The following is a 22,372-nucleotide window of genomic DNA, read 5'->3' on the forward strand; positions in this document are numbered from 1 at the left end:
CATGGCACCACAACCATGCCCTCCCCCAATTCAATAACTGACGGTTGGTTATGACACTTCTTCTCGAGCTGGCTCACAGCTTGCCCTGGCTCTACTTCTCGCTGGTTTTTCTCTTCTCCCTGATGATCGGCAGCTTCCTTAACGTAGTGATCCACCGCTTGCCCATCATGCTGGAACGGGAATGGCAGGCCGAATATCGCAGCTACTTCGCCCCCGATGAGGAGGCTACTGCGCCAGAGCGCTACAACCTGATGGTCCCCCGCTCCGCATGCCCTCACTGTGGCCACGCCATCACTGCGCTGGAGAACATCCCGCTGCTGAGCTGGCTCTGGCTCAAAGGGCGTTGCCGCGACTGTCAGGCCCCCATCTCGGCCCGCTATCCGCTGGTAGAGCTGCTGACCGCCCTGCTCTCGGTGGCCGTAGCCATGGTCATAACCCCGGGCTGGGGCACACTGGCCGCCCTGTTGCTGACCTGGGTGCTGGTCGCCCTCACCTTCATCGATCTCGACAAGATGTTGCTGCCCGACCAGCTCACCCTGCCACTGCTGTGGGGCGGGCTGCTGTTTAATCTGGCAAATGGCTTCGTACCGCTGGCGGATGCGGTGATCGGTGCCATGGCGGGCTATCTGGTGCTCTGGAGCCTCTACTGGGCCTTCAAGCTGCTCACTGGCAAGGAGGGGATGGGCTATGGCGACTTCAAGCTGCTGGCGGCGCTGGGCGCCTGGCTCGGTTGGCAGGCGCTGCCCATAATTCTGCTGCTCTCATCTCTGGTCGGTGCCGTGATCGGCATCAGCCTGATCGCCTTGCAAAAACATCATCAGGGCAAGCCCATCCCCTTCGGCCCCTACCTCGCCATCGCGGGCTGGATTGCGCTGCTATGGGGCGATACCATCACCCGCTGGTATCTCTCTACCCTGCTTTGAGCAAGAGGCCCCCATGTATGTAGTTGCTATCACAGGTGGTATCGGCAGCGGCAAGACAACTATCGCCAATCAGTTTGCCGCACTGGGTATCGAGGTGGTGGATGCCGATGTGATCGCCCGCGAAGTGGTCGAGCCGGGCACCCCGGCCCTTGCCGCCATCACCGACCATTTTGGCCCCGATGTGATTGAACCGAGCGGTCAACTCGACCGTCGTGCCCTGCGTGAGCGGGTCTTCAGCGATCCGCAGGCCAAGGAGTGGCTCAATGCCCTGCTCCATCCGCTCATTCGCAGTGAAATGCTGCGCCAGTGTGCCGCGGCCAGTTCTCCTTATTGCCTGCTGGTGGTGCCGCTGCTGGTGGAGAACAAACTCACTGGCCTCGCCAACCGTGTGCTGGTGGTCGATGTGGATGAAGCCACCCAGATTGAGCGCACCTGTCGCCGTGATGGGGTATCGGCCGAGCAGGCCCGGGCCATCATCGCCGCTCAGGCGAGCCGGTCGGAACGTCTCGCTGCGGCGGATGATGTCATCGAAAACCACAATGGCAGCGAAATGGCGATTAAAACGCGGATTTTGGCGCTGCACGAGACATATCTGGCAATTGCCTCTCAACAAGGCCGCCAAGTGTGAGTACACTAGGCCGGTTTATGGCTGGCCAGGATTAGGCATGATTTACGATTTCCCCCTCAATGAAAAAAGCCGGACCTATCTTCGTCTGGAGTCACTGTTTTCCCAGATCCGCGACAATCTGGAGAGTGAACAATCCTGGGCACATATCGCCTTCTTCAAGGGGCTGTTCGATCTGCAGGAGTTGCTTGAGCGTGGTGACCTGCGCGCCGATCTCATCAAGGATCTGGAGCGTCTCGGCCAGCGTCTGAGCCACTGGGCCAGCCTGCCCGATGTCGATCTGGAGCAGATCAAACTGATGCAGCAAGAGAGCAGCCAGCTCTCCCGCAATCTGCTCAACTCGCCACGCCCGGGTGCCCGCCTGAAAGAGGATCGTCTGCTCGGCTCCATTCGCCAGCGTTTCTCCATCCCAGGTGGCCTGTGTGCCTTCGATGTGCCGCAGCTACACCACTGGCTCGGCACCCCGGCCATTGCCCGTCACCAGCAGATGCAGGGCTGGCTGAGCGATATCAATCTGCTGATGAATGCCATCACTCTGCTGCTGCGCCTGTGGCGCGAATCAGGCAGCTTCAGTGAACAAGTTGCCAGCAACGGTTTCTTCCAGGACACCGCCGAGAGCGCCGAGCTGATCCGCATCAAGCTGCCGGGCAATCTGTTCTGCTACCCGACTCTGAGCGGCCACAAGAACCGCTTCGCCCTGCGCTTTCTGCCCACCGCAGAACAGCCGATTGGCGACGTGCCGTTCCAGCTCGCCTGCTGCTAAGGAGGGCTTATGGTCACCAAGGTAAAGTGTCCGACCTGTCAGAGTGAAGTGGAATGGGGCCCGCAGAGCCCGTTCCGCCCCTTCTGCAGCAAGCGCTGCCAGCTGATCGATCTTGGCGAATGGGCCGATGAAGAGAAGCGGATCCCGGGGGAGAGCAACCCGGATCTGCTGCCGGAGCAGGAAGAGGGCGATCAGTGGCTATAAGCCCCTGGTCACTCACCTCTGCAATATGAAAAAGGGCCGATTGGCCCTTTTTTCATGCTTGTTGATTACTACCGGCTCACGCCAGCAGGCCTTGAAGCCGCGCTACAATCGGGCCATTGGCATCGGGGAAGTGGTAATTGTGCAGCTCGGCCACCGGCACCCACAGACACTCCTGCCCCTCTTTGCCGAACGGCTCACCGCTGAAACGGGTCACCTTCCAGATATCCAGCAATACCTGCTTCTCGGGGTAGTCGTGCTGCAGTTCCATGAAGGGGGCACAATCCAATACCCGGATGCCGATCTCTTCCCACAGCTCCCGATCCAGTGCGGTGAGCAGATCCTCGCCCGACTCCACCTTGCCACCGGGAAACTCCCAGCGATCCCCCTGATGGCGATCGGAGGAGCGTCGGGCGATGAAGATATCGCCCCGTTCATTCTCGATGACGCCAACCGCCACCCAGATCCGTTTTTTCTGTTCCATCTTGCTACCTTTACACGCGATACATGACCGGGCCGTTCGATGCGCCCAACCTCTGGCTGGGTGAAGGACCGATAATGCCTGATATCCGATAATCCTTTGCAAAGTGGCGCCACTACTGTGACTTCGCCATCTTCTGACAAAAACAAGGCGGGCACTTGGCCCGCCTGTTATGGCATAGCGTCGATCAGGTCAACTGACCGTGGCAGTGCTTGTACTTCTTGCCGGAGCCGCACGGGCAGGGATCGTTTCGACCGACCTTCTGCTCGTCGCGTACGAAGGTGGTGTGACCCTCTTCGCCTGCAGCCTGTTCATCGGCCAGCTGGCTCTCGGCAGCGGCGTGGGTATAGGTACGGGGAGCGGCTTCCGCCTGCTGGCGTTGCTGCTCTTCCATCGCTTCCACATCGCGCTCCTGCACCTGAACACGGCTCAGGATGCTGACCACGTCGCGCTTGAGGGTTTCCAGCATCTGGGTGAACAGATCAAAGGATTCGCGCTTGTACTCCTGCTTGGGGTTCTTCTGGGCGTAGCCGCGCAGATGGATGCCCTGACGCAGGTGATCCATGGCGGCCAGATGCTCTTTCCACAGACCATCCAGGGTTTGCAGCATCACCGCTTTCTCGAAGTTGCGCAGCACCTCTTTGCCGACCAGCTCTTCCTTGTGGGCATAGAGCTTGGTGGCTTCGTCCAGAATGCGCTCGCGCAGCTTCTCTTCATACAGCTTGTCATCTTCCGCCAGCCACTGCTGCAGCGGCAGATCCAGCGCAAAGTCCGCCTTCAGGCGTGCTTCCAGACCCGGCACGTCCCACATCTCTTCCAGAGACTGGGGCGGGATGTATTCGTCGATCACCGCGCCGTAGACGTCGTCACGGATAACGTGGATGGTCTCGGAGATGTCGTTGGTATCCAGCAGCTCATTGCGCTGCTCGTAGACCACCTTGCGCTGGTCGTTGGCAACGTCATCAAACTCCAGCAAGCTCTTGCGGATGTCGAAGTTGCGACCTTCCACCTTGCGCTGGGCGTTTTCGATCGCCTTGGTGACCCACGGGTGCTCGATGGCTTCGCCCTCTTCCATGCCCAGCTTCTTCATCATGCCGGTCACGCGATCGGAGGCGAAGATCCGCATCAGGGTATCTTCCATGGAGAGGTAAAAACGGGAGGAGCCCGGGTCACCCTGACGACCGGAACGGCCGCGCAGCTGGTTATCGATACGACGGGATTCGTGACGCTCGGTGCCGATAATGTGCAGACCACCGGCGGCCAGCACCGCATCGTGACGCACCTGCCAGGCGGCTTTCAGCTCGGCAATCTGCTCGCTGGTCGGGTTCTCCAGCTTGGCAATCTCTGCCTGCCAGTTGCCGCCCAACACGATGTCGGTACCACGACCGGCCATGTTGGTCGCGATGGTGACCGCACCAGTCTGACCTGCCTGGGCAACGATCTCCGCTTCCATGGCGTGGAACTTGGCGTTCAGCACCTTGTGCGGGATCTTCTCCTTGGTCAGGATGCCGGAGAGCAGCTCGGAGTTCTCGATAGAGACGGTACCAACCAGTACAGGCTGGCCCTTGGCCACACACTGACGGATATCTTCGATGATGGCGGCATACTTCTCATTGGCGGTCAGGTAGACCAGATCGCCCATGTCCTTGCGCACCATCGGCTTGTTGGTCGGGATAACCACGGTATCCAGGCCATAAATCTGCTGGAATTCAAAGGCTTCGGTATCCGCAGTCCCTGTCATCCCCGCCAGCTTGTTGTAGAGACGGAAGTAGTTCTGGAAGGTGATGGATGCCAGCGTCTGGTTCTCGTTCTGGATCTTCACCCCTTCCTTCGCTTCAACGGCCTGATGCAGACCATCGGACCAGCGACGACCCGGCATGGTACGACCGGTGTGCTCGTCGACGATGACGATCTCGTCTTTCTGGACGATGTAGTCCACGTTGCGCTCGAACAGGGTGTGAGCACGCAGACCGGCATTGACGTGGTGCAGCAGGCTGATGTTGGAGGCGGAGAACAGGGAGTCGTTCTCGTCCAGCAGCCCCTCTTTCTTGAGCAGCTCTTCCACGAAGATCTGACCGTTTTCGGTCAGCAGGGCCTGACGGTTCTTCTCGTCCACCGTGTAGTGACCGTCGCCGGTGTACTCTTCGGTGTCTTCCTTGTCCTGCTTGACCAGCAGCGGGATCAGCTTGTTGACGCGAATATAGAGCTCTGAGCTATCTTCGGCCGGACCGGAGATGATGAGCGGAGTCCGGGCCTCATCGATAAGCACCGAGTCCACCTCATCCACCAGCGCGTAGTTGAGCGGGCGCTGTACGCGCTGCTCTGGCGAGAACGCCATGTTGTCGCGCAGGTAGTCGAAACCGAATTCGTTGTTGGTACCGTAGGTGATGTCGGCGGCATAGGCGTCACGCTTCTGGGACGCATCCATACCGGGCACGTTGCAATCGACTGTCATGCCGAGGAAGGCAAACAGCGGGCGGTTCGCCTCAGCGTCACGTTTGGCCAGATAGTCGTTCACCGTTACCACGTGCACACCACGGCCACTCAGGGCGTTCAGGTAAGCTGGCAGAGTCGCAGTAAGAGTCTTACCTTCACCGGTTTTCATTTCCGCGATGCGGTTGGAGTTCAGCACCATGCCGCCGATCAGCTGCACGTCGAAGTGACGCATGCCGAACACCCGCTTGGAGGCTTCACGCACGGTCGCGAACGCTTCTGGCAGCAACTGCTCCAGGGTCTCACCCTGCTCGATACGCTGACGATATTCAGCCGTTTTGGCCTGCAACTCGGCATCGGAGAGAGCCTCGAACTGCGGCTCCATGGCATTGATCTGTTTTACAATTTTGCGCAAAGCCTTGAGCGTTCTGTCGTTCCGGCTGCCGATAATCTTGGTAAGCAGTGTGCTAATCATGGGTACCAACTATTTCTGGTTATAAAAGCGTTCCGTCACTGGAACCTGAAGAAAAAAACCTAACCCCGTCTGGCACTGAGAAAGCGTGCGGGGTTGACCTGACGACCATCTTTCAACACTTCGTAATGCAGATGGACCCCAGTCGCGCGACCGGTGCGTCCCATCAAGGCAATCTTCTGACCCTGATCAACCAGGGTGCCCACCTCAACCAGCAACTTGGAGTTGTGGGCATAGCGGGTGACCAGGCCATTGCCGTGATTAATCTCCACCATATTGCCAAATTCCGGATGACGGCCCGCCCAGCTGACAATGCCGGGCCCGGTGGCCAGAATCGGGGTTCCGGGTTTGCCACGGAAATCGACCCCTTTGTGCATCTTGGCACGCCCGTTGAACGGATCGACCCGTCCACCAAACCCGGACGAGACCCAAACTCGCTCCTGTTTGACTGGCGTGCCGGAAATAAAACCGGCATCGGTGATATGGTGATTCATGATGAAAGATTCAAGTACCGACAGCTGCTCTTCACGGCTGCTGAGCTGCTGGCTGAGGTGTTTCATCGAGGCTTGCAGCTCGTTGAGGCTCACTTCCAGCTCTTCATCATAAGAAGGGCCGCCCATGGGGGGCAGCTCTTTGAAATTGAACTCGTCGGGATCGAGATCGGCCTGCTCGGTCAATCGTTCGCCGAGGGCATTGAGACGGCCAAGCTGGCCCTGCATGGTGCCTACCTGAGCTGCCAGCATTGCCAACTGTTCACGGGCTTCATCGCCACTCTGGTCGACGGACTGTTGCTCGGCAACGGCAAGCGCCACTTCCAGCGCCTCCATTTTCTGGTGCCAGCTCTGCCAGAGCCAACCACCACCAAGGGCCAACAGGGAGAAGAGAATACCGCCGACCCAGGCCAGACGTTGTTTGGGCAGGTGCAACTTGCGTCGCTGCTTGCCGTGGAGGATCAGGGTAATGCTCATAGAAATCAGTCTGCTCGGTCAGGTGCGGCCAGGAGCCTGCACGGGAAATAAAACCGGGAGATAATCGGTATTAAAGGATGGAGTAAACAAATGACGGAACGTCGGTGCGGAGAGAGGACCGACGCTCCGTTGCACAGCTATCAGGCCAGAACCAGACCGTTATCGTAGTAAGCGATAGGCGCTTTGTCGCCCTCACCCTCGAAGGTCACCAGTTCCCAAGCCTCCTGCTCGGCCAGCAAGGCACGCAGCAGCTTGTTGTTCAGGGCGTGTCCGGTCTTGTAGGCACGGAACTCACCGATGATGCTGCGGTTACACATATAGAGGTCACCGATCGCATCCAGCATCTTGTGCTTGACGAACTCGTCCTCATAACGCAAACCGTCTTCGTTCAGCACCCGATAATCGTCCAGTACCACAGCGTTTTCCAGGCTTCCGCCCAGCGCCAAGTTCTGGGAACGCAGGTACTCGATATCACGCATGAACCCGAAGGTACGGGCACGGCTGATCTCTTTCACGAAGGAGGCACCGGAGAAGTCCAGTACGCAACGCTGATTGCGCCCTTCAAAGACCGGATGCTGGAAATCGATCTCGAGATCCATCTTGAAGCCGTTACGATAGGGGTGGAATTCCGCCCACTTGTCGCCGTCTTCAACCCGGATGCTCTTCTTGATCCGCACAAACTGCTTGGCAGCATTCTGCTCACGGATCCCGACTTCCTGCAGCAGGTAGATAAAGGGATGCGCACTGCCGTCCATCACCGGGATCTCGGGGGCGTCGACCTCAACATAGAGGTTGTCGATCCCCATCCCGGCCAGCGCGGCAGAGAGGTGCTCAATGGTAGAGACACGGACACCGGCTTCGTTGACCAGAGCGGTACAGAGCACGGTATCGCGCACCTGATCGGCATTGGCTGGCAGCTCCACCACAGGATTCAGGTCGGTACGCAAGTAAACGATCCCTGTGTTCACAGGCGCCGGACGGAACGTCATAGTGACTTTCCGGCCCGAATGCAGGCCGACACCAGTCGCCTGTACACTCGTTTTCAAGGTTCTTTGTCTAATCATGGGTGTACCCTAAACAGCTTAAAATCCGGACCAGATGGTCGTTGGCAGGCCATCTTAGCACATTCCTTGAACAACAAACAAACGAGAGCCATAAGAGGCTTAGTCAGCTTGCTTGCGCAGGAACGCCGGAATATCCAGGTAATCCGGTTCACGACGAGCTTGCGGCTCGGCGTTGACCACCTTGGCCGGGGCTTCGTCCATCACGCGGCCTTGTATCATGTCGCTAACCAGCGGCTGACGCACCGGGCGCTCTTGCACCTGGCTGCTCTTGACCAGAGTGATGTCCGGCTTGCGCTCGGCACCGATACCGGTAGCAACCACAGTCACACGCAGCTCGTCGTGCATTTCCGGATCGATTACGGTACCCACAACTACAGTGGCGTTCTCGGAAGCGAAGGCCTTGACCGCGTTACCTACGGTTTCGAACTCTTCGATGGTCATGTCCATACCGGCGGTGATGTTGACCAGGATGCCACGGGCACCAGCCAGATCCACATCTTCCAGCAGCGGGCTGGAGATGGCTTTCTCGGCCGCTTCTTCAGCACGGTCATCGCCAGAGGCGGAACCGGTACCCATCATGGCTGTACCCATTTCACGCATCACAGTACGCACGTCCGCGAAGTCGACGTTGATCAAACCCGGACGGGTGATCAGCTCGGCAATGCCCTGTACCGCGCCAAGCAGTACATCGTTGGCCGCCTTGAAGGCATCCAGCAGGGAGATACCGCGACCCAGCACCTTCAGCAACTTGTCGTTGGGGATGGTGATCAGGGAGTCGACGTTCTTCGAGAGCTCTTCGATACCGTGGGCGGCGAAGCCCATCCGCTTCTTCCCTTCGAAGGAGAACGGCTTGGTCACTACAGCAACGGTCAGGATGCCCATCTCGCGTGCCACCTCGGCCACGATCGGCGCAGCACCGGTACCGGTACCACCACCCATACCGGCGGCGATGAACACCATGTCGGAACCGGTCAGCAGCTCACGCAGCGCTTCGCGATCTTCCATAGCCGCATCACGACCCACTTCCGGATTGGCGCCGGCACCCAGACCCTTGGTGATGCCACCGCCGATCTGCAGGGTAGTGTTGGCGCTGGAGTTACGCAGTGCCTGGGCGTCGGTGTTGACGGTAATAAACTCAACACCCTCAATATTTTGACGAACCATGTGTTCGACAGCGTTACCGCCGCCGCCACCTACACCGATCACTTTAATGACGGCTTCGTCAGTGTGGCTATCCATAAATTCAAACATGTTGTCTCTCCGCTTTATTTGCCTGACTCAGCAAAATTCTTAGAACTCGCCACGCAGCCAGTTGCTAACCCGTTTGACCAGGCCACCGACGCTTGCCTTGGCGGCATATTCTTTGTTGCTACCTGTGGCTTGATGGGTGCGGCCATATTGCAGCAACCCGACCGCAGTCGAGTACACCGGTGCCTGCACGTAATCACTCAAACCACGTATGTTCATGGGCTCTCCCACCCGGACCTGGCTCTGGAAGATCTGCTCTGCACACTCCACAATGCCTTCAATCTGGGCAGCGCCGCCGGTCAAGACCACACCGGCTGCCAGCTGATGCTTGACCCCCTGCGCTTTCAACTCGCTTTGTACCCGCACCAGCTCATCATTCACCATGGAGAGCAACTCGGTGTAACGGGGCTCAATCACTTCAGCCAGTGTCTGCCGTTGCAGGCTGCGCGCCGGGCGACCGCCGACACTGGGTACTTCAATATTGTCTTCCTTGCTGACCAGACGACCGAGGGCGCAACCGTAGCGCACCTTGATCGCTTCCGCGTCGAGCGGCGGCGTGCCAAAGGCGTAGGCGATATCGCTGGTCACAGTGCTGCCAGCATACGGGATCACCTTGGTGTGGCGCAGGGCACCGCCGGTAAACAGCGACATATCCATGGTGCCGCCACCGATGTCCACCACGCAGACACCCAGCTCTTTCTCGTCTTCGGTCAACACGGCATAGCTGGAGGCCAGCGCGGAGAAGATCAGTTGATCCACACGCAAACCGACCTTCTCCACACATTTCTCAATGTTGCGGGCCATGTCGTTATGGCAGGTGATCAGGTGAACCTTGGCTGCCATCCTTACACCGGAGAGGCCAACCGGATTCTTGATCCCTTCCTGATAATCGATGGCAAACTCCTGAGGCAGCACATGCAGCACGCGCAGCTCGTCGGAGAGGCGAACCGACTTGGCGGTGTGGATCACGTTGTCCACATCCTCCTGAGTCACCTCTTCATCGGAGATGGGCACCATACCGGTCTCGTTGCGGCAATCAATATGCTTGCCGGACAACCCCAGATAGACCGAGCTGATCTGGCAATCTGCCATCATCTCGGCCTCTTCCACCGCGCGGCGCAGTGACTTGACCACGGAGTCGAGGTCATTGACCCCGCCCTTCTCCATTCCGCGAGAAGCGTGACTGCCCATACCGATGACGTTCAGTTCACCGTCCGGCAATACTTCCCCGACCAGAACCGCCACCTTGGTTGTGCCGATATCCAGTCCGACAATCAAATTCCTATCTGCGGTGTTGGTCATGCACTTTCTCTTCGCTCTTCTTCCAGCCAACTGCCATTCCGGTGTCGTATCGAAGATCCACGTAGGCGACTTGCGCACGGGGTTCGATAACCGGGAAGGCATCGATAAACCGCTGTAGCCGGAGCGCAATGTCATTGCGTCCCAGGAACAGCTTGATATTGCCATCCAGGGTCAGTTCCCAGGCATGGCGGGGGGTCAGATTCACCCCCAGCAACTTGTATCCCTTGGCAGCCAGTTGCGACTCGTACTGCCGACTCTCTTTCAACACCCGGGCGGCCTGGTCATCCGGCCCTGACAGCTGCAACAGCGGCGTCTTGACCCGATCCGGGGCACTGAATACCTTGCCCTTGGTGTTGACAAAGCGGTTGCCATTCCAGCGCGCCGCCACATCTTGTTCCGTGAGGTAGATCTTGATCTTGTTCGGCCACTTCTTTCGTACCGAGACCGAGGCCACCCATGGCAAGGCATTGAGCCTTGCCTGCAATTCGTTGACGTCCAATTCGAAGAAGTTACGCAGCTCGGCGCCATCCAGCACGGCCATCCGCAGCTCTTCGGTTTGCAAATACTGGTGTTGCCCCTGCAGCAACAGCTCGCTCATGGGCAACCGGTTGGCATCTGTCAGCCAACCTTTAACATCCAGCGCCGTCCGGTAGCAGCCCCATATCACCAGCAGGAAAAACGCTACCCCTGCGATGAAGCCACCCTTGGTGCGCCCCTGTGCCCTTGCCTCCACCCGATCGATCCCCGTGTAACGCGCTAAACCGGCCTTTGACAGACCGGTTCGCCATTATATAGGCCCCGGCTTGGCGGTCAAAATACTCATTGGGCCCTCAGGCGCCAGATTTCATGCTATCTATGCTCAATTTCATCTCTCCGAGACGACGAGCCAGCGCCCCGACGTTCCCGGCGCCTTGAGTCAGCACCAAATCCCCCTCGCCGATCAGGTCGGCCAGCACGGCTGGCACGTCATCCGGTGTAGCGACGAAGATGGGTTCCAGGTTGCCGCGCGAGCGAATGGAGCGGCACAGTGCCCGTCCATCAGCGCCTGGGATCGGCTCCTCACCGGCAGCATAAACCTCCAGCATCACCAGCACGTCTACCTTGGAGAGCACATCGGCGAAGTCCTCGTAGAGGTCGCGGGTGCGGGTATAACGGTGCGGCTGGAACACCATCACCAGACGCTTCTCGGGCCAACCGGCGCGGGCGGCGTTGATGGTGACCTTCACTTCGCTCGGGTGGTGACCGTAATCGTCCACCAGCATCGCCTTGCCGCGACCGGTTTCAAACTCGCCATACTGCTGGAAGCGACGACCAACCCCTTCAAATTTGGCCAGAGCAGAGATGATGGCCTCATCGCTGACACCGTCCTCTGTCGCGACAGCTATCGCCGCTGCGGCGTTCAATGCGTTGTGAATACCCGGCAAATTGAGGGTCACCTGCAGCTCGCCCGCCTCTTTGCGGCGAACACGGAAGCAGCTGTGGTTGGTGGTCTGGACAAAATCCAGCACCTGCACGTCGGCATCATCAGAGAGACCATAGGTCAGGGTCGGACGGGCAATCTCGGGCAACATGCCACGGATCACCGGATCATCGATGCAGACCACCGCCAGTCCGTAGAAGGGCAGGTTGTGCAGAAACTCGATGAAGGTGGCCTTCAGCTTGGAAAAATCACCGCCGTAGGTATCCATGTGATCCGCTTCGATGTTCGTCACGATAGAGACCATCGGCTGCAGATGCAGGAAAGAGGCGTCGCTCTCGTCCGCCTCGGCAATCAGGTAGCGGCTGCTGCCCAGGCGGGCATTGGTGCCGGCACTGTTGAGCAGGCCACCGATGACGAAGGTCGGATCGCGGTCGGCTTCGGCATAGATACTCGCAACCAGACTGGTGGTGGTGGTCTTGCCGTGGGTACCGGCAATGGCGATGCCGTGACGGAAACGCATCAGCTCGGCCAGCATCTCGGCGCGGCGCACCACCGGGATCCGCAGTTCGCGGGCAGCCAGCAGCTCCGGGTTGTCCTGCTTGATGGCGGTAGAGACCACCACCACGCTGGCCCCCTCAACGTGTTCGGCACTGTGGCCGACAAAGATGTGAGCACCCAGTCCGGCCAACCGCTGGGTCACGGCGTTGCGAGCCAGATCAGAACCCGTTACCTGATACCCTTCGTTGGCAAGCACTTCGGCGATCCCGCCCATACCGGCACCACCGATGCCGATAAAGTGGATGCGACGCACGCGGCGCATTTCGGGGATCACAGTACGCAGTTTTGCCAGTTCAACCTTGGTCATAATCGTCTCTTTAGTCTGCCGCAGGCTGTGTGCTGTCACACGGCGGCATCAATATAGTCAGGTACAAGGCTGCACGGTGTCACCGCTGCAACCTTGCTCATCAATCTTTACCACGCTGCCCGGTTGCGAGCTGTTTGCACTCATCTGCAACCCGCTCGGCCGCATCCGTGATGGCGACGCGGCGAGCCGCTTTCGCCATGTTAAACAGGGTCTCCCGGCGACCAGCCAGCCAGGTCAGGCGTGCCGCCAGTGAAGCGGTGTTCAGCTCGGACTGGGGCAGAAACTCGGCCGCTCCGCCGTCGACCAGGGTCAGGGCGTTACGGGTCTGGTGATCATCCACCGCATGGGGCAGTGGCACAAATATGGCGGCCACACCGGCGGCAGCCACTTCAGAAACAGTCAGCGCACCGGCACGGCAGACCACCAGGTCAGCCCAGGCGTAGGCACTGGCCATATCCTTGATAAATTCACTCACCTCGGCATTGATGCCGTGCTGGGCATAGGCAGCAGACACTGTCTCGGCATTGCCCTTGCCACACTGGTGACGCACTTCAATGGGCACGCCGGATGCCGCCACCGCAGCAGGCACCTGCTCGTTGAGCACCCGCGCCCCCAGACTGCCACCCACGATCAGCAGATGCAGTGGCTCATCCCCGCTGCGCAGTTGCGGATCCGGCAGGGCGACCACTTCGGGACGCACCGGATTGCCCACCACGGCGGTACGACGGCTCGGCGCGAAAGCGCCCGGAAATGCCATCAGCACCCGCCTGGCGATACGGGCCAGCAGCTTGTTGGTCATGCCGGCAGCAGCATTTTGCTCATGGAGCAACAACGGAATGCCGGAGAACCAGGCCGCCACGCCACCCGGGCCGGAAGCAAAACCGCCCATGCCGAGTACCACATCAGGACGAACAGTCTTGAGTACCTGACGCGCCTGCAGGATCGATTTGATGATGCGATAGGGCGCAACCAGCAGTCGCTTGATGCCGTTGCCACGCACCCCCTGAATATCGATGAAGGAGATGGGATAACCGTGGGCGGGCACCAGCTCCGCCTCCATCCGGTCGGCAGTGCCGAGCCAGTGGACAGTCCAGCCCTGGGCCTTCAGGCGATCGGCCACGGCCAGACCGGGGAACACATGCCCACCGGTACCACCTGCCATCACCAACAGAGTCTTGCTCACTAAACCTCCCGCACGCGCGCCTGGGCTGTCGCCTGACGCAACTCAAAATCGATTCGAATCAACATGCTCACCGCCACCGACATGATGATGAGACTGGAACCACCGTAACTCACCAGCGGCAGGGTCAAGCCCTTGGTCGGCATCATGCCGCTGGCCGCGCCGACGTTGACGAAGGTCTGGAAGCTGAACCAGATGCCGATGCCGATGGCCAGATAACCGTCATAGAGCCGCTCGGCCACCAGCGCGCGATGCCCCAGCTTGAGCGCCTTGACCGCCAGCGCAAAAATCAGGAACAGGGCGCCCAGCACCCCGACGTAACCCAGCTCTTCACCGAGGATCGCAAACACGAAGTCAGTGTGCGCTTCCGGCAGGTACTCCATCTTCTGGATGGAGTTGCCAAGCCCTTCGCCAAACCAGCTGCCACGGCCAAACGCCATCAACGACTGGGTCAACTGGTAGCCGCTGCCGAACGGATCGGCCCAAGGATCCATAAAGGAGGTCACCCGCCGCATCCGGTAGGGCTCGACGATGATCAACATCACCACAGAGCCGAGGCCCGCGCCGATCAGGGTCAAAAACTGTCCCAGTCGGGCACCGGCCAGAAACAGCATGCCGAACGAGGTAACGAACATCACCACGGTGGAACCCAGGTCAGGCTGCAACAGCAGCAAGACCGCCAGCACCCCGAACACCGCTAGCGGTTTCAAAAAGCCGATCCAGGCTTCACGCACTTCGCTCTGGCGTCGCACCAGATAGCCGGCCAGATAGACAAACAGCGCCAGCTTGCCAAACTCGGCAGGCTGCAGGTTGAAGGGGCCAAGCGGCAACCAGCGCACCGCACCGTTAACGTTGCGGCCCACCAGTAGCACCAGCACCAGCATCAAGATCGCCAGCAGCAGCATGGGGCCGTTGTGCTGTTGCCAGCGCGCCATCGGCACCTGCAACACAAACCAGGAGATACCGAGCGCCATCACCAGAAACAGGGCGTGACGCTTCACAAACATGAAGGGGTCATCCCCCAGCGCAATCCCTTCGGGGATCGACGCCGAGGCCACGATAACCACCCCGACCGCCATCAGGGAGAGCGCCAGCAGTACCAGCTGCCGATCGTAGAGACCGGCAGGACGCGCCGGTAACAACCAGCGCTGGAACAGACCTGCTGCTGCGCGAAGGGCGTTCATAGTGCCAGCACCATCTCGGTGAAGCGATCGCCGCGCACCTCGAACGATTTGAACTGATCGAGGCTGGCACAGGCCGGCGCCAGCAGCACCCAGTCACCGGGCTTGGCATCGGCCGCCGCTTTGGCAACTGCAGCGGCCAAGTCGGCCACCCGTTCGGTCTGCTCGCCCAGTGCCAGCAGCACCTCGGCATCCTGACCGAAGCAGTACATGTGATCGATCTGGTTGCCCAACAGCGCCTGGATCGGGCCAAAATCCTGCCCCTTGCCCTGACCACCGGCCAGCAGCAGCAGGCGCCCCTTGACCGACTCGCGCACACCGGCAACGGCAGCCAGCGTGGCCCCCACGTTGGTGGCCTTGGAGTCGTTGATCCAGCGCACCCCGTTCACCTCCCGCACGAAGCGGGCACGATGGGGCAAGCCTTCGAAACGACGCAGCACGGTAAGCTGAGCCGCACGGGGAATACCGACCGCATCGCACAACGCCATGGCGGCCAGCGCGTTGGCCTGATTGTGGGCACCGACGATCTTCATCTCGTCCACTGCCAGCAGTGGTTCACCGTGCAGGGTCAACCAGTAGCGGCCATCCAGCAGGCAGCGGCCATAGCCATTGCAGTCGAGACCAAAGCTCTGCCACACCTGACCCACATCAGGCAGGGTCTGGGCATCGTCACGATTGACCAGAATGTGTTTGGAGTGCTGATGGATCTCCATCTTGGCGGCGCGATAGTCGGCCATGCCCTGATAACGATCCATGTGATCTTCTGAGAGGTTCAGCACCACGGAGGCGGCAGCACGCAAACTGTGAGTAGTTTCCAGCTGGAAGCTGGAGAGCTCCAGCACGCAGAGATCCATCGGCTGCTTGAGCAGCTCCAGCGCAGGCGTGCCGATATTGCCGCCCACGCCGACATTGAGACCGGCTTCGGCAATCATCTCGCCCACCAGGGTGGTGACGGTGCTCTTGCCGTTCGAGCCGGTGATGGCGATGACCGGGGTCTGGGTTTCGCGCACAAACAGCTCGATATCACCGACGATCTGCACGCCACACTCGGCAGCCGCTTTCAGTTCGGGGGTCGCCAGCGCGATACCCGGGCTCGCGACGATCATGTGCGCCTGCTTGAGCAGCGCCTCGTCGAGCCCGTGAATGAGCTCTACCTCAGGCGGCAGTTGATCCTTGCCGGGCGGGTTGGCACGGGTATCCATCACCAATGGCGTCACGCCACGGCCGAGGAAGTAATCGACACAGGAGAGTCCAGTTTTGCCCAATCCGATGATGATGACCATGGCCTTACCTCACCTTCAGGGTGGCAAGACCCAGCAGCACCAGCACGAGGGTGATGATCCAGAAGCGCACGATGACGCGCGGCTCCGGCCAGCCCTTCTTCTCGTAGTGGTGATGGATCGGCGCCATGCGGAAGATCCGCACGCCGCGCAGCTTATATGAACCCACCTGCAGGATCACCGAGACGGTCTCCATCACGAAGACGCCGCCCATGATCACCAGCAGGAACTCCTGACGGACCAACACGGCGATGGTGCCGAGCGCGCCGCCCAGCGCCAGGGAACCAACGTCCCCCATGAAGACCTGCGCCGGATAGGTGTTGAACCAGAGGAAACCCAGACCCGCCCCGACAATGGCGGTACAGACGATCACCAACTCGGAGGTATAGGGCACGTAGGGAATGTGCAGGTAGTTGGCAAAGTTGACGTTACCGGTAGCCCAGGCGATCAGGGCAAAGCCCCCCGCCACCATCACGGTCGGCATGATAGCCAAGCCGTCGAGACCGTCGGTCAGGTTGACCGCATTGGAAGTGCCGACGATGACAAAGTAGGTCAGCACGATAAACATCAGACCAAGCTGCGGCATCACATCCTTGAGGAAAGGCACCACCAGCTGGGTTTGGCCCTCATGGGTTGCGGTCGCATAGAGGAACACAGCCACCGCCAACGCTACCGCGGATTGCCAGAAATACTTCCAGCGAGCGATCAGGCCGTCGGTATTCTTGCGCACCACCTTGAGGTAGTCGTCGGCAAAGCCGATGGCGCCGTAGGCACCCAGCACAAACAGCACCAGCCAGACATAGGGGTTGTCGAGGCGGCACCAGAGCAACACTGAAGTGAAAATCGCAGCAATGATCATCAGGCCCCCCATGGTCGGGGTGCCCCGCTTGCTGAGGTGGGACTCGGGACCGTCGTTGCGGATCACCTGACCAAACTTCAGGATCTGCAGACGGCGAATGAGGCGTGGCCCCATCCAGAGGGCAACCCCCAGTCCGGTGATGATCGACAGGATGGCGCGAAACGTCAGGTAGGAGAAGACGTTGAAGAAGGTGAAGTGCGGGGTGAGCAGTTCGGCCAGCCAGACTAGCATGTGGCTGACTCCTGATGGCCTTTGACCATCTCGACGATATCTTCCATGCGGGAGCCACGGGCCCCCTTGACCAGAATCGAAATTTCCTGATGTGTATTTATCATTTGCGCAAGCACTTCAAACAACGACGCCTTGTTATCGAAATGTCGGCCCGCCGCGGCATCTGCGGTATGGCGACTATCTTCCCCCACTGTCAGCACGGCATCCAGACCGCACTCGCGGGCATGACGGCCAACCCGGGCGTGTTGCTCGGCAGACTCCTCACCCAGTTCCCGCATATCACCAAACACCAGCACCTTGAAGCCGCCCATGGCGGTCAGGGCATCGATGCCAGCCAGCACGGATTCCACGCTGGCATTGTAGGTATCATCCACCAGGGTCAGACCGCCCCAGCGCTGCACGCAGAAGCGCCCCTTGACCGGCGCCATCTGTTCCAGCCCCGCCTTGACGGAGCCGAGGGATGCGCCGAGGGCCAGACAGCCCGCGGCGGCAGCCAGTGCGTTGGCCACGTTGTGGCGACCCGGGATCGCCAGAGTCAGGCCCAGCTCACCTTGCGGGGTCACCATCACAAACTCGGCGCAGCCTTGTTCGTTGAGCACAAGGTTGCGCGCGTGGAACGGCTGACTCTGATCTTCGATAGAGAAGGCGCACTGAATGCCACGCTCACGCCACTTCGGCCAGAATTCGTTGTCGGCGTTGACAATGGCCGTGCCGCCCTCGCTCAGCCCCTCAAAGATTTCGCTCTTGGCGTGGAATACCCCTTCCAACGAGCCGAAGCCCTCCAGATGGGCCGCCGCCACGTTGTTGATGATGGCGGCATCGGGTTTGGCCAGCGAGGTAGTCCAGGCGATCTCGCCCGGATGGTTGGCACCCAGCTCCATCACTGCAAACCGGTGTTGCGGCTCGAGGCGCAGCAGGGTGAGCGGCACGCCCACCTCATTGTTGAAGTTGCCAGCGGTGGCCAGCACTTCCCCTTCGTTGCGCAGGATGGCAGTTGCCATCTCCTTCACTGTGGTCTTGCCGCAGCTGCCGGTAATGGCCAGCACTTTCGGATTGATGCGCTCACGCACCAGTTTGCCGAGACGGCCCAGCCCCTTCAGACTGTCGGTCACCACCAGCTGGGGGATGGCCAGCGGCAGTTCACGCTCGACCAGCAGGGCAGAGGCCCCTGCCTGAACGGCCTGCTCGCAAAAATCGTGGGCATCGAAGCGCTCGCCGCGCAGAGCAACGAACAGGGCACCCGCGCCCAAAGTGCGGGTGTCGGTACTGACGACGGTGATCTCGCCATCGTTACCAATCAGACGGGCATCGAGTACCTGCGCCAGCTCGGCAAGCCTGAGGGTCATCATTTGAATGACTCCAATAATGTGTGCAAGGCGGCCGCGACGGTTTCCCGGTCGCTGTAGTGCCGCTTGTCGGTTCCAATGATCTGATAATCCTCGTGACCCTTACCGGCCACCAGGATGATGTCCTGCTTGCTCGCCTGACCGATGGCCAGCGCAATTGCCTTGACCCGGTCGTGCTCCACCTGCACCGCAGCAGGATCGCGAAGACCCGCCACCATGTCGGCCATGATCCGGGCCGGCTCCTCGGTACGGGGATTGTCGTCGGTCAGGATCACGCGATCCGCATACTGCTCGGCCATGGCGGCCATCATGGGGCGCTTGCCGCGATCGCGGTCGCCACCACAACCGACCAGACACCAGAGCTGCCCTGTGCAGTGCACCCGCAGGGCCTGCAATGCCTTCTCCAGCGCATCCGGGGTGTGGGCGTAATCGACCACCGCCAGCGGCGTATCACCACCGCCAAAACACTCCATGCGGCCGGTCACCGGCTGCAATTGAGGCGCTGTCGCCAGCAGCTCGTTGAAGTCGTAACCGAGCACCAGCATCACGCCCATTGCGGCAAGCACATTGCTGACGTTGAAGCGCCCGAGCAAGGGGGCGGATAATACACCATTCCCCCAGCTGGAGTTAATCTGCGCGCGAAAACCTTGCTGGTGAAAATCGAGCTGCTGCGCCGTTAATTGACGGCCAGAATGGTGTTCAATCGGGCCATCCACACTGAAGGCCACCGCTGCCGGGTATCTTTCGATCCACTTGGCACCCAGCTCGTCATCACGGTTGATCACCGCATTCGACTCATCGACCAGCTGCAACAGCTGCTCCTTGGCGGCGCCATAGGCTTCCATGGTGCCGTGGTAGTCGAGGTGATCCCGGCTCAAGTTGGTGAAAACGGCAGCGGCAAAGGGCAGCGCGGCAACACGGTGCTGTACCAGACCGTGGCTTGAAACTTCCATCGCCACCAGATCCGCCCCCTGCGCTTGCAGCGCAGCCAGATTGGCTTGCACCTGAACGGCACTGCCGGTGGTATTTTCCGCTTCGATCAAATTGCCAAACAGGCCGTTGCCGATGGTGCCCATCACACCCGCCTTGCCACCCAGCAGGGTGCGCCAGTTGGCGACCAGCAAAGCGGTAGTGCTCTTGCCGTTGGTGCCGGTGATCCCGACCAGATCCAATTTTTGGGCTGGCTGATCGTAGAAATAGCCCGCAAGAGCAGAGAGGTGAGCGGGCAGATCCCGCATCCCGATACAGGGAACCGGAGTCGATGGTGGGATAAATTCACCATCCTCCTCAAACACAACAGCGGTCGCTCCCTGAGCCACCGCCTGTTCGATAAACCGTCTGCCATCCACCTGATGACCACGAATGGCCACGAAGAGCGAGCCGGGGCCAACCCGCCGACTATCCAGCTGGATATCGGTCAAGGTGAGCGCCGGCGCCAGGATACCGAAGGGGCGCAGTAATGCATCAAGTGCGCGGGACAAGAGAAGCCTCCGTACGGGCAAGTTTGGTGGGCACCGCTGGCGGCACCGCATCGGGACGAATATTGAAGAGCTGCAGCACCCCGCCCATGGCCTCTGCAAACGGTGGGGTCGCCACGGCGCCGCCATAATAGGCGCTGCCTTTTGGCTCGTTGATCACCACCACCATGACGAAACGGGGATCACTGGCGGGTGCGAAACCGGCAAACCAGGCCATGTAATCCTTGCCATAGCCACCGGCGACGGCGACCTTGGCGGTACCACTCTTGCCACCGACCCGATAGCCCGGGATCTTGGCTTTTGGAATAGCGTTGTCGACCACATACTCCAGCGCCTGCAACATGGCAGCGGCGTTGTTGTGATCAATAACTTGCTCACCCTTGGGCGGCGTAGTCACCTTGACGATGGAGAGCGGCACCCGCTTGCCCTTGTTGGCCAGGGTGGCGTAGGCGGAAGCCAGCTGCAGCGGGGTGACCCGCAGACCATAACCGAACGAGAGGGTCGCTCGCTCGATATCGGACCAGCGGCGACGCTGGGGCAGCATGCCGCTGCTCTCGCCCATCAGCCCGCTGCCAGTATCCATGCCGAAACCGAACATGCTGAGGGTGTTGATCATCTCCTGCGCCGGCATCCGCAACGCAATGCGCGACATACCGATGTTGGAGGAGTAGCGCAGGATATCGTAGAGGTTGGTCGCCTTGTGGATACTGACGTCCTTGATCTGCTTGGCACCGATAAAGAGCGGACCACCGGGAATGAAATCTTTCCAGCTGGTGACACCTGCCTGCAAGGCACTGAGCAAAATCAATGGCTTGACGGTCGAACCCGGCTCATAAGTATCGGTCACCACCCGGTTGCGTACCCGGAAGCTCTGATACTGGCCGCGGTTGTTCGGGTTATAGGAGGGGGTGTTGACCATGGCGAGCACTTCACCGGTCTTGATATCCAGCATCACCATGGAGCCGGAGGTCGCCTTGTTCTCGTCGGTTGCCCGCTTGAGGGCACGGTAGGCCAGAGCCTGCACCCGCTGATCGATACTAAGCTGCAGATCGTTGGCGTTCTTGCCCTCTTTGACGATGCCAAGCCGCTCGATGACGCGACCTTGACGATCCTTTCGTACCCGCATTTCGCCGGGTGTCGCCGTCAGCCACTCGTTGTAGCTGCGCTCAATCCCTTCAATACCGCTGCCATCGATGTTGGTCACCCCCACCAGATGGGCGCTGATCTCGCCGGTCGGATAGAAGCGGCGCGCTTCGGGGCGCAGGTAGATGCCACCCAGCTTGAGCCCCTTGATATATTCCGCCACCGCAGGAGTAACCTGACGCTGCAGATAGACGAAGCGTTTGCTGGGGTTGGCGATGCGGTGTTTGAGGGTATTGATGTCGAGCTTGAGCACGGCGGAGAGAGCCAGCCAGGCTCGCTCATTATTGATGGCACCAGATTCATGCACCGTCTTGGGATCGGCCCAGACAGCTTCGACCGGCACAGAAACCGCCAGCTGCTCGCCGTTGCGATCGGTGATCATGCCGCGCACCGCCTGGGTAGAGGTGGTACGCAGGGAACGCATGTCCCCTTCCTGACGCAGACGATCCGGATTGATCACCTGGATCCAGGCCAGACGCAGGATCAGACCCACAAACGCGATGCCGATAAACACCGCAAGCGTGCGAAAGCGCCACGGATAGATCGATGGCGCTTTGACATTCGCTTTGGCAGCTTTGGCTGTAGCCTTGCGTTTCATGGTTGGGTAATTACCTTCTCGGTGGTCACCAGCGGACGACCCATCTGCAACTTGTCCATCGCCAGACTCGCCACCCGGGAGTGTTCAGCCAGGGTGCCCTGCTCCAGCAGCAGGTGGCGCCATTCGATATTGAGGCGATCCTCTTCTGCCATCAGATCGTTCTGCTTGGCCGTCAGACCGCGGGTCATGTTGGTCACCAGGATCACGGCAAACGCGGTCACCAGCACGGCGACCGACAGAAAAATCTGCAGCTTGTGCCGCCAGAGATCGGCAACGATCTCCTTGGCCAGATGAACACGCACTTCGCTCAT

The 22,372-nt window shown here is 60.0% G+C and carries 20 protein-coding genes; 4 read left to right on the forward strand and 16 right to left on the reverse strand.

The annotated features are described in order from the left end of the window. The first annotated feature begins 50 nt into the window (after window positions 1-50). From OKB77_RS08605 to yacG, 4 genes are read left to right on the forward strand one after another with little or no spacing between them, the layout of a single operon-like run. The gene (locus OKB77_RS08605) at window positions 51-923 is read left to right on the forward strand and encodes a prepilin peptidase (protein WP_270817416.1); all 873 of its coding nucleotides are present in this window, start codon (window positions 51-53) and stop codon (window positions 921-923) included. A gap of 13 nt (window positions 924-936) precedes the next feature. Then, a complete protein-coding gene (gene coaE / locus OKB77_RS08610) occupies window positions 937-1,551 on the forward strand; it encodes a dephospho-CoA kinase (RefSeq protein ID WP_270817417.1) in 615 nt (204 codons plus the stop codon). Between the two features lie 37 nt (window positions 1,552-1,588). After that, a complete protein-coding gene (zapD, locus tag OKB77_RS08615) occupies window positions 1,589-2,311 on the forward strand; it encodes a cell division protein ZapD (protein WP_005355104.1) in 723 nt (240 codons plus the stop codon). A 9-nt stretch (window positions 2,312-2,320) separates the two neighbouring features. After that, window positions 2,321-2,515: a DNA gyrase inhibitor YacG gene (gene yacG / locus OKB77_RS08620; RefSeq protein WP_270817418.1), complete on the forward strand. Its 195-nt coding sequence runs from the start codon at window positions 2,321-2,323 to the stop codon at window positions 2,513-2,515. A 76-nt stretch (window positions 2,516-2,591) separates the two neighbouring features. Here the strand turns inward: yacG and mutT are convergent, their stop codons facing one another. From mutT to ftsL, 16 genes are all read right to left on the reverse strand, one after another. After that, window positions 2,592-2,996 (reverse strand): 8-oxo-dGTP diphosphatase MutT, encoded by a 405-nt coding sequence (mutT, locus tag OKB77_RS08625; RefSeq protein WP_019444787.1) that lies wholly within the window; start codon window positions 2,994-2,996, stop codon window positions 2,592-2,594. A gap of 184 nt (window positions 2,997-3,180) precedes the next feature. Continuing rightward, complete coding sequence (secA, locus tag OKB77_RS08630) at window positions 3,181-5,901, reverse strand: preprotein translocase subunit SecA (RefSeq protein ID WP_005336144.1); 2,721 nt, start codon at window positions 5,899-5,901, stop codon at window positions 3,181-3,183. A gap of 59 nt (window positions 5,902-5,960) precedes the next feature. Then, the gene (locus tag OKB77_RS08635; protein ID WP_005355107.1) at window positions 5,961-6,866 is read right to left on the reverse strand and encodes a M23 family metallopeptidase; all 906 of its coding nucleotides are present in this window, start codon (window positions 6,864-6,866) and stop codon (window positions 5,961-5,963) included. A 140-nt stretch (window positions 6,867-7,006) separates the two neighbouring features. Next, on the reverse strand, window positions 7,007-7,930 hold the full coding sequence (gene lpxC / locus OKB77_RS08640; protein WP_005336146.1) for a UDP-3-O-acyl-N-acetylglucosamine deacetylase: 924 nt from the start codon (window positions 7,928-7,930) through the stop codon (window positions 7,007-7,009). Between the two features lie 99 nt (window positions 7,931-8,029). Further along, on the reverse strand, window positions 8,030-9,181 hold the full coding sequence (gene ftsZ / locus OKB77_RS08645) for a cell division protein FtsZ (RefSeq protein WP_123172234.1): 1,152 nt from the start codon (window positions 9,179-9,181) through the stop codon (window positions 8,030-8,032). 39 nt (window positions 9,182-9,220) lie between these two features. Beyond that, window positions 9,221-10,480, reverse strand: coding sequence for a cell division protein FtsA (gene ftsA, locus OKB77_RS08650; protein ID WP_005336148.1), 1,260 nt, complete (start codon window positions 10,478-10,480; stop codon window positions 9,221-9,223). Then, window positions 10,461-11,213 (reverse strand): cell division protein FtsQ/DivIB, encoded by a 753-nt coding sequence (locus tag OKB77_RS08655; RefSeq protein WP_005336149.1) that lies wholly within the window; start codon window positions 11,211-11,213, stop codon window positions 10,461-10,463. The genes ftsA and OKB77_RS08655 overlap by 20 nt, the downstream gene beginning before the upstream one ends. A 97-nt stretch (window positions 11,214-11,310) precedes the next feature. After that, window positions 11,311-12,765 (reverse strand): UDP-N-acetylmuramate--L-alanine ligase, encoded by a 1,455-nt coding sequence (gene murC / locus OKB77_RS08660; protein WP_123172233.1) that lies wholly within the window; start codon window positions 12,763-12,765, stop codon window positions 11,311-11,313. 100 nt (window positions 12,766-12,865) lie between these two features. Next, the gene (gene murG, locus OKB77_RS08665) at window positions 12,866-13,948 is read right to left on the reverse strand and encodes an undecaprenyldiphospho-muramoylpentapeptide beta-N-acetylglucosaminyltransferase (protein ID WP_123172232.1); all 1,083 of its coding nucleotides are present in this window, start codon (window positions 13,946-13,948) and stop codon (window positions 12,866-12,868) included. Further along, window positions 13,948-15,129 carry a cell division protein FtsW gene (gene ftsW / locus OKB77_RS08670; RefSeq protein ID WP_005336154.1) on the reverse strand — a complete coding sequence of 394 codons (1,182 nt, stop codon included), beginning with the start codon at window positions 15,127-15,129 and terminating at the stop codon, window positions 13,948-13,950. The genes murG and ftsW overlap by 1 nt, the downstream gene beginning before the upstream one ends. Then, window positions 15,126-16,409, reverse strand: coding sequence for a UDP-N-acetylmuramoyl-L-alanine--D-glutamate ligase (murD, locus tag OKB77_RS08675; RefSeq protein WP_005336156.1), 1,284 nt, complete (start codon window positions 16,407-16,409; stop codon window positions 15,126-15,128). Before murD ends, ftsW begins: the two co-directional genes overlap by 4 nt. A gap of 4 nt (window positions 16,410-16,413) precedes the next feature. Next, window positions 16,414-17,496, reverse strand: a complete 1,083-nt coding sequence (mraY, locus tag OKB77_RS08680) for a phospho-N-acetylmuramoyl-pentapeptide-transferase (protein WP_005355120.1) — start codon at window positions 17,494-17,496, stop codon at window positions 16,414-16,416. Continuing rightward, window positions 17,490-18,845, reverse strand: a complete 1,356-nt coding sequence (locus OKB77_RS08685; RefSeq protein WP_270817419.1) for a UDP-N-acetylmuramoyl-tripeptide--D-alanyl-D-alanine ligase — start codon at window positions 18,843-18,845, stop codon at window positions 17,490-17,492. The genes mraY and OKB77_RS08685 overlap by 7 nt, the downstream gene beginning before the upstream one ends. Then, window positions 18,842-20,374, reverse strand: a complete 1,533-nt coding sequence (gene murE / locus OKB77_RS08690; RefSeq protein WP_123172230.1) for a UDP-N-acetylmuramoyl-L-alanyl-D-glutamate--2,6-diaminopimelate ligase — start codon at window positions 20,372-20,374, stop codon at window positions 18,842-18,844. The genes OKB77_RS08685 and murE overlap by 4 nt, the downstream gene beginning before the upstream one ends. Next, complete coding sequence (locus OKB77_RS08695) at window positions 20,307-22,061, reverse strand: peptidoglycan glycosyltransferase FtsI (RefSeq protein ID WP_019444792.1); 1,755 nt, start codon at window positions 22,059-22,061, stop codon at window positions 20,307-20,309. The genes murE and OKB77_RS08695 overlap by 68 nt, the downstream gene beginning before the upstream one ends. Beyond that, on the reverse strand, window positions 22,058-22,372 hold the full coding sequence (ftsL, locus tag OKB77_RS08700) for a cell division protein FtsL (RefSeq protein WP_005336166.1): 315 nt from the start codon (window positions 22,370-22,372) through the stop codon (window positions 22,058-22,060). The genes OKB77_RS08695 and ftsL overlap by 4 nt, the downstream gene beginning before the upstream one ends.

Source organism: Aeromonas sp. Y318-3, assembly GCF_027706185.1.
In the GTDB taxonomy this organism is placed as follows: Bacteria; Pseudomonadota; Gammaproteobacteria; order Enterobacterales; family Aeromonadaceae; genus Aeromonas; species Aeromonas veronii.

Excerpts from the sequence above, each read along its gene's own strand:
- OKB77_RS08605 (WP_270817416.1), top strand. The coding sequence starts at position 51 with ATGACACTTCTTCTCGAGCTGGCTCACAGCTTGCCCTGGCTCTACTTC.
- coaE (WP_270817417.1), top strand. The coding sequence starts at position 937 with ATGTATGTAGTTGCTATCACAGGTGGTATCGGCAGCGGCAAGACAACT.
- zapD (WP_005355104.1), top strand. The coding sequence starts at position 1,589 with ATGATTTACGATTTCCCCCTCAATGAAAAAAGCCGGACCTATCTTCGT.
- yacG (WP_270817418.1), top strand. The coding sequence starts at position 2,321 with ATGGTCACCAAGGTAAAGTGTCCGACCTGTCAGAGTGAAGTGGAATGG.
- mutT (WP_019444787.1), bottom strand. The coding sequence starts at position 2,996 with ATGGAACAGAAAAAACGGATCTGGGTGGCGGTTGGCGTCATCGAGAAT.
- secA (WP_005336144.1), bottom strand. The coding sequence starts at position 5,901 with ATGATTAGCACACTGCTTACCAAGATTATCGGCAGCCGGAACGACAGA.
- OKB77_RS08635 (WP_005355107.1), bottom strand. The coding sequence starts at position 6,866 with ATGAGCATTACCCTGATCCTCCACGGCAAGCAGCGACGCAAGTTGCAC.
- lpxC (WP_005336146.1), bottom strand. The coding sequence starts at position 7,930 with ATGATTAGACAAAGAACCTTGAAAACGAGTGTACAGGCGACTGGTGTC.
- ftsZ (WP_123172234.1), bottom strand. The coding sequence starts at position 9,181 with ATGTTTGAATTTATGGATAGCCACACTGACGAAGCCGTCATTAAAGTG.
- ftsA (WP_005336148.1), bottom strand. The coding sequence starts at position 10,480 with ATGACCAACACCGCAGATAGGAATTTGATTGTCGGACTGGATATCGGC.
- murC (WP_123172233.1), bottom strand. The coding sequence starts at position 12,765 with ATGACCAAGGTTGAACTGGCAAAACTGCGTACTGTGATCCCCGAAATG.
- ftsW (WP_005336154.1), bottom strand. The coding sequence starts at position 15,129 with ATGAACGCCCTTCGCGCAGCAGCAGGTCTGTTCCAGCGCTGGTTGTTA.
- murD (WP_005336156.1), bottom strand. The coding sequence starts at position 16,409 with ATGGTCATCATCATCGGATTGGGCAAAACTGGACTCTCCTGTGTCGAT.
- mraY (WP_005355120.1), bottom strand. The coding sequence starts at position 17,496 with ATGCTAGTCTGGCTGGCCGAACTGCTCACCCCGCACTTCACCTTCTTC.
- OKB77_RS08685 (WP_270817419.1), bottom strand. The coding sequence starts at position 18,845 with ATGATGACCCTCAGGCTTGCCGAGCTGGCGCAGGTACTCGATGCCCGT.
- murE (WP_123172230.1), bottom strand. The coding sequence starts at position 20,374 with ATGCGGTGCCGCCAGCGGTGCCCACCAAACTTGCCCGTACGGAGGCTT.
- OKB77_RS08695 (WP_019444792.1), bottom strand. The coding sequence starts at position 22,061 with ATGAAACGCAAGGCTACAGCCAAAGCTGCCAAAGCGAATGTCAAAGCG.
- ftsL (WP_005336166.1), bottom strand. The coding sequence starts at position 22,372 with ATGAGCGAAGTGCGTGTTCATCTGGCCAAGGAGATCGTTGCCGATCTC.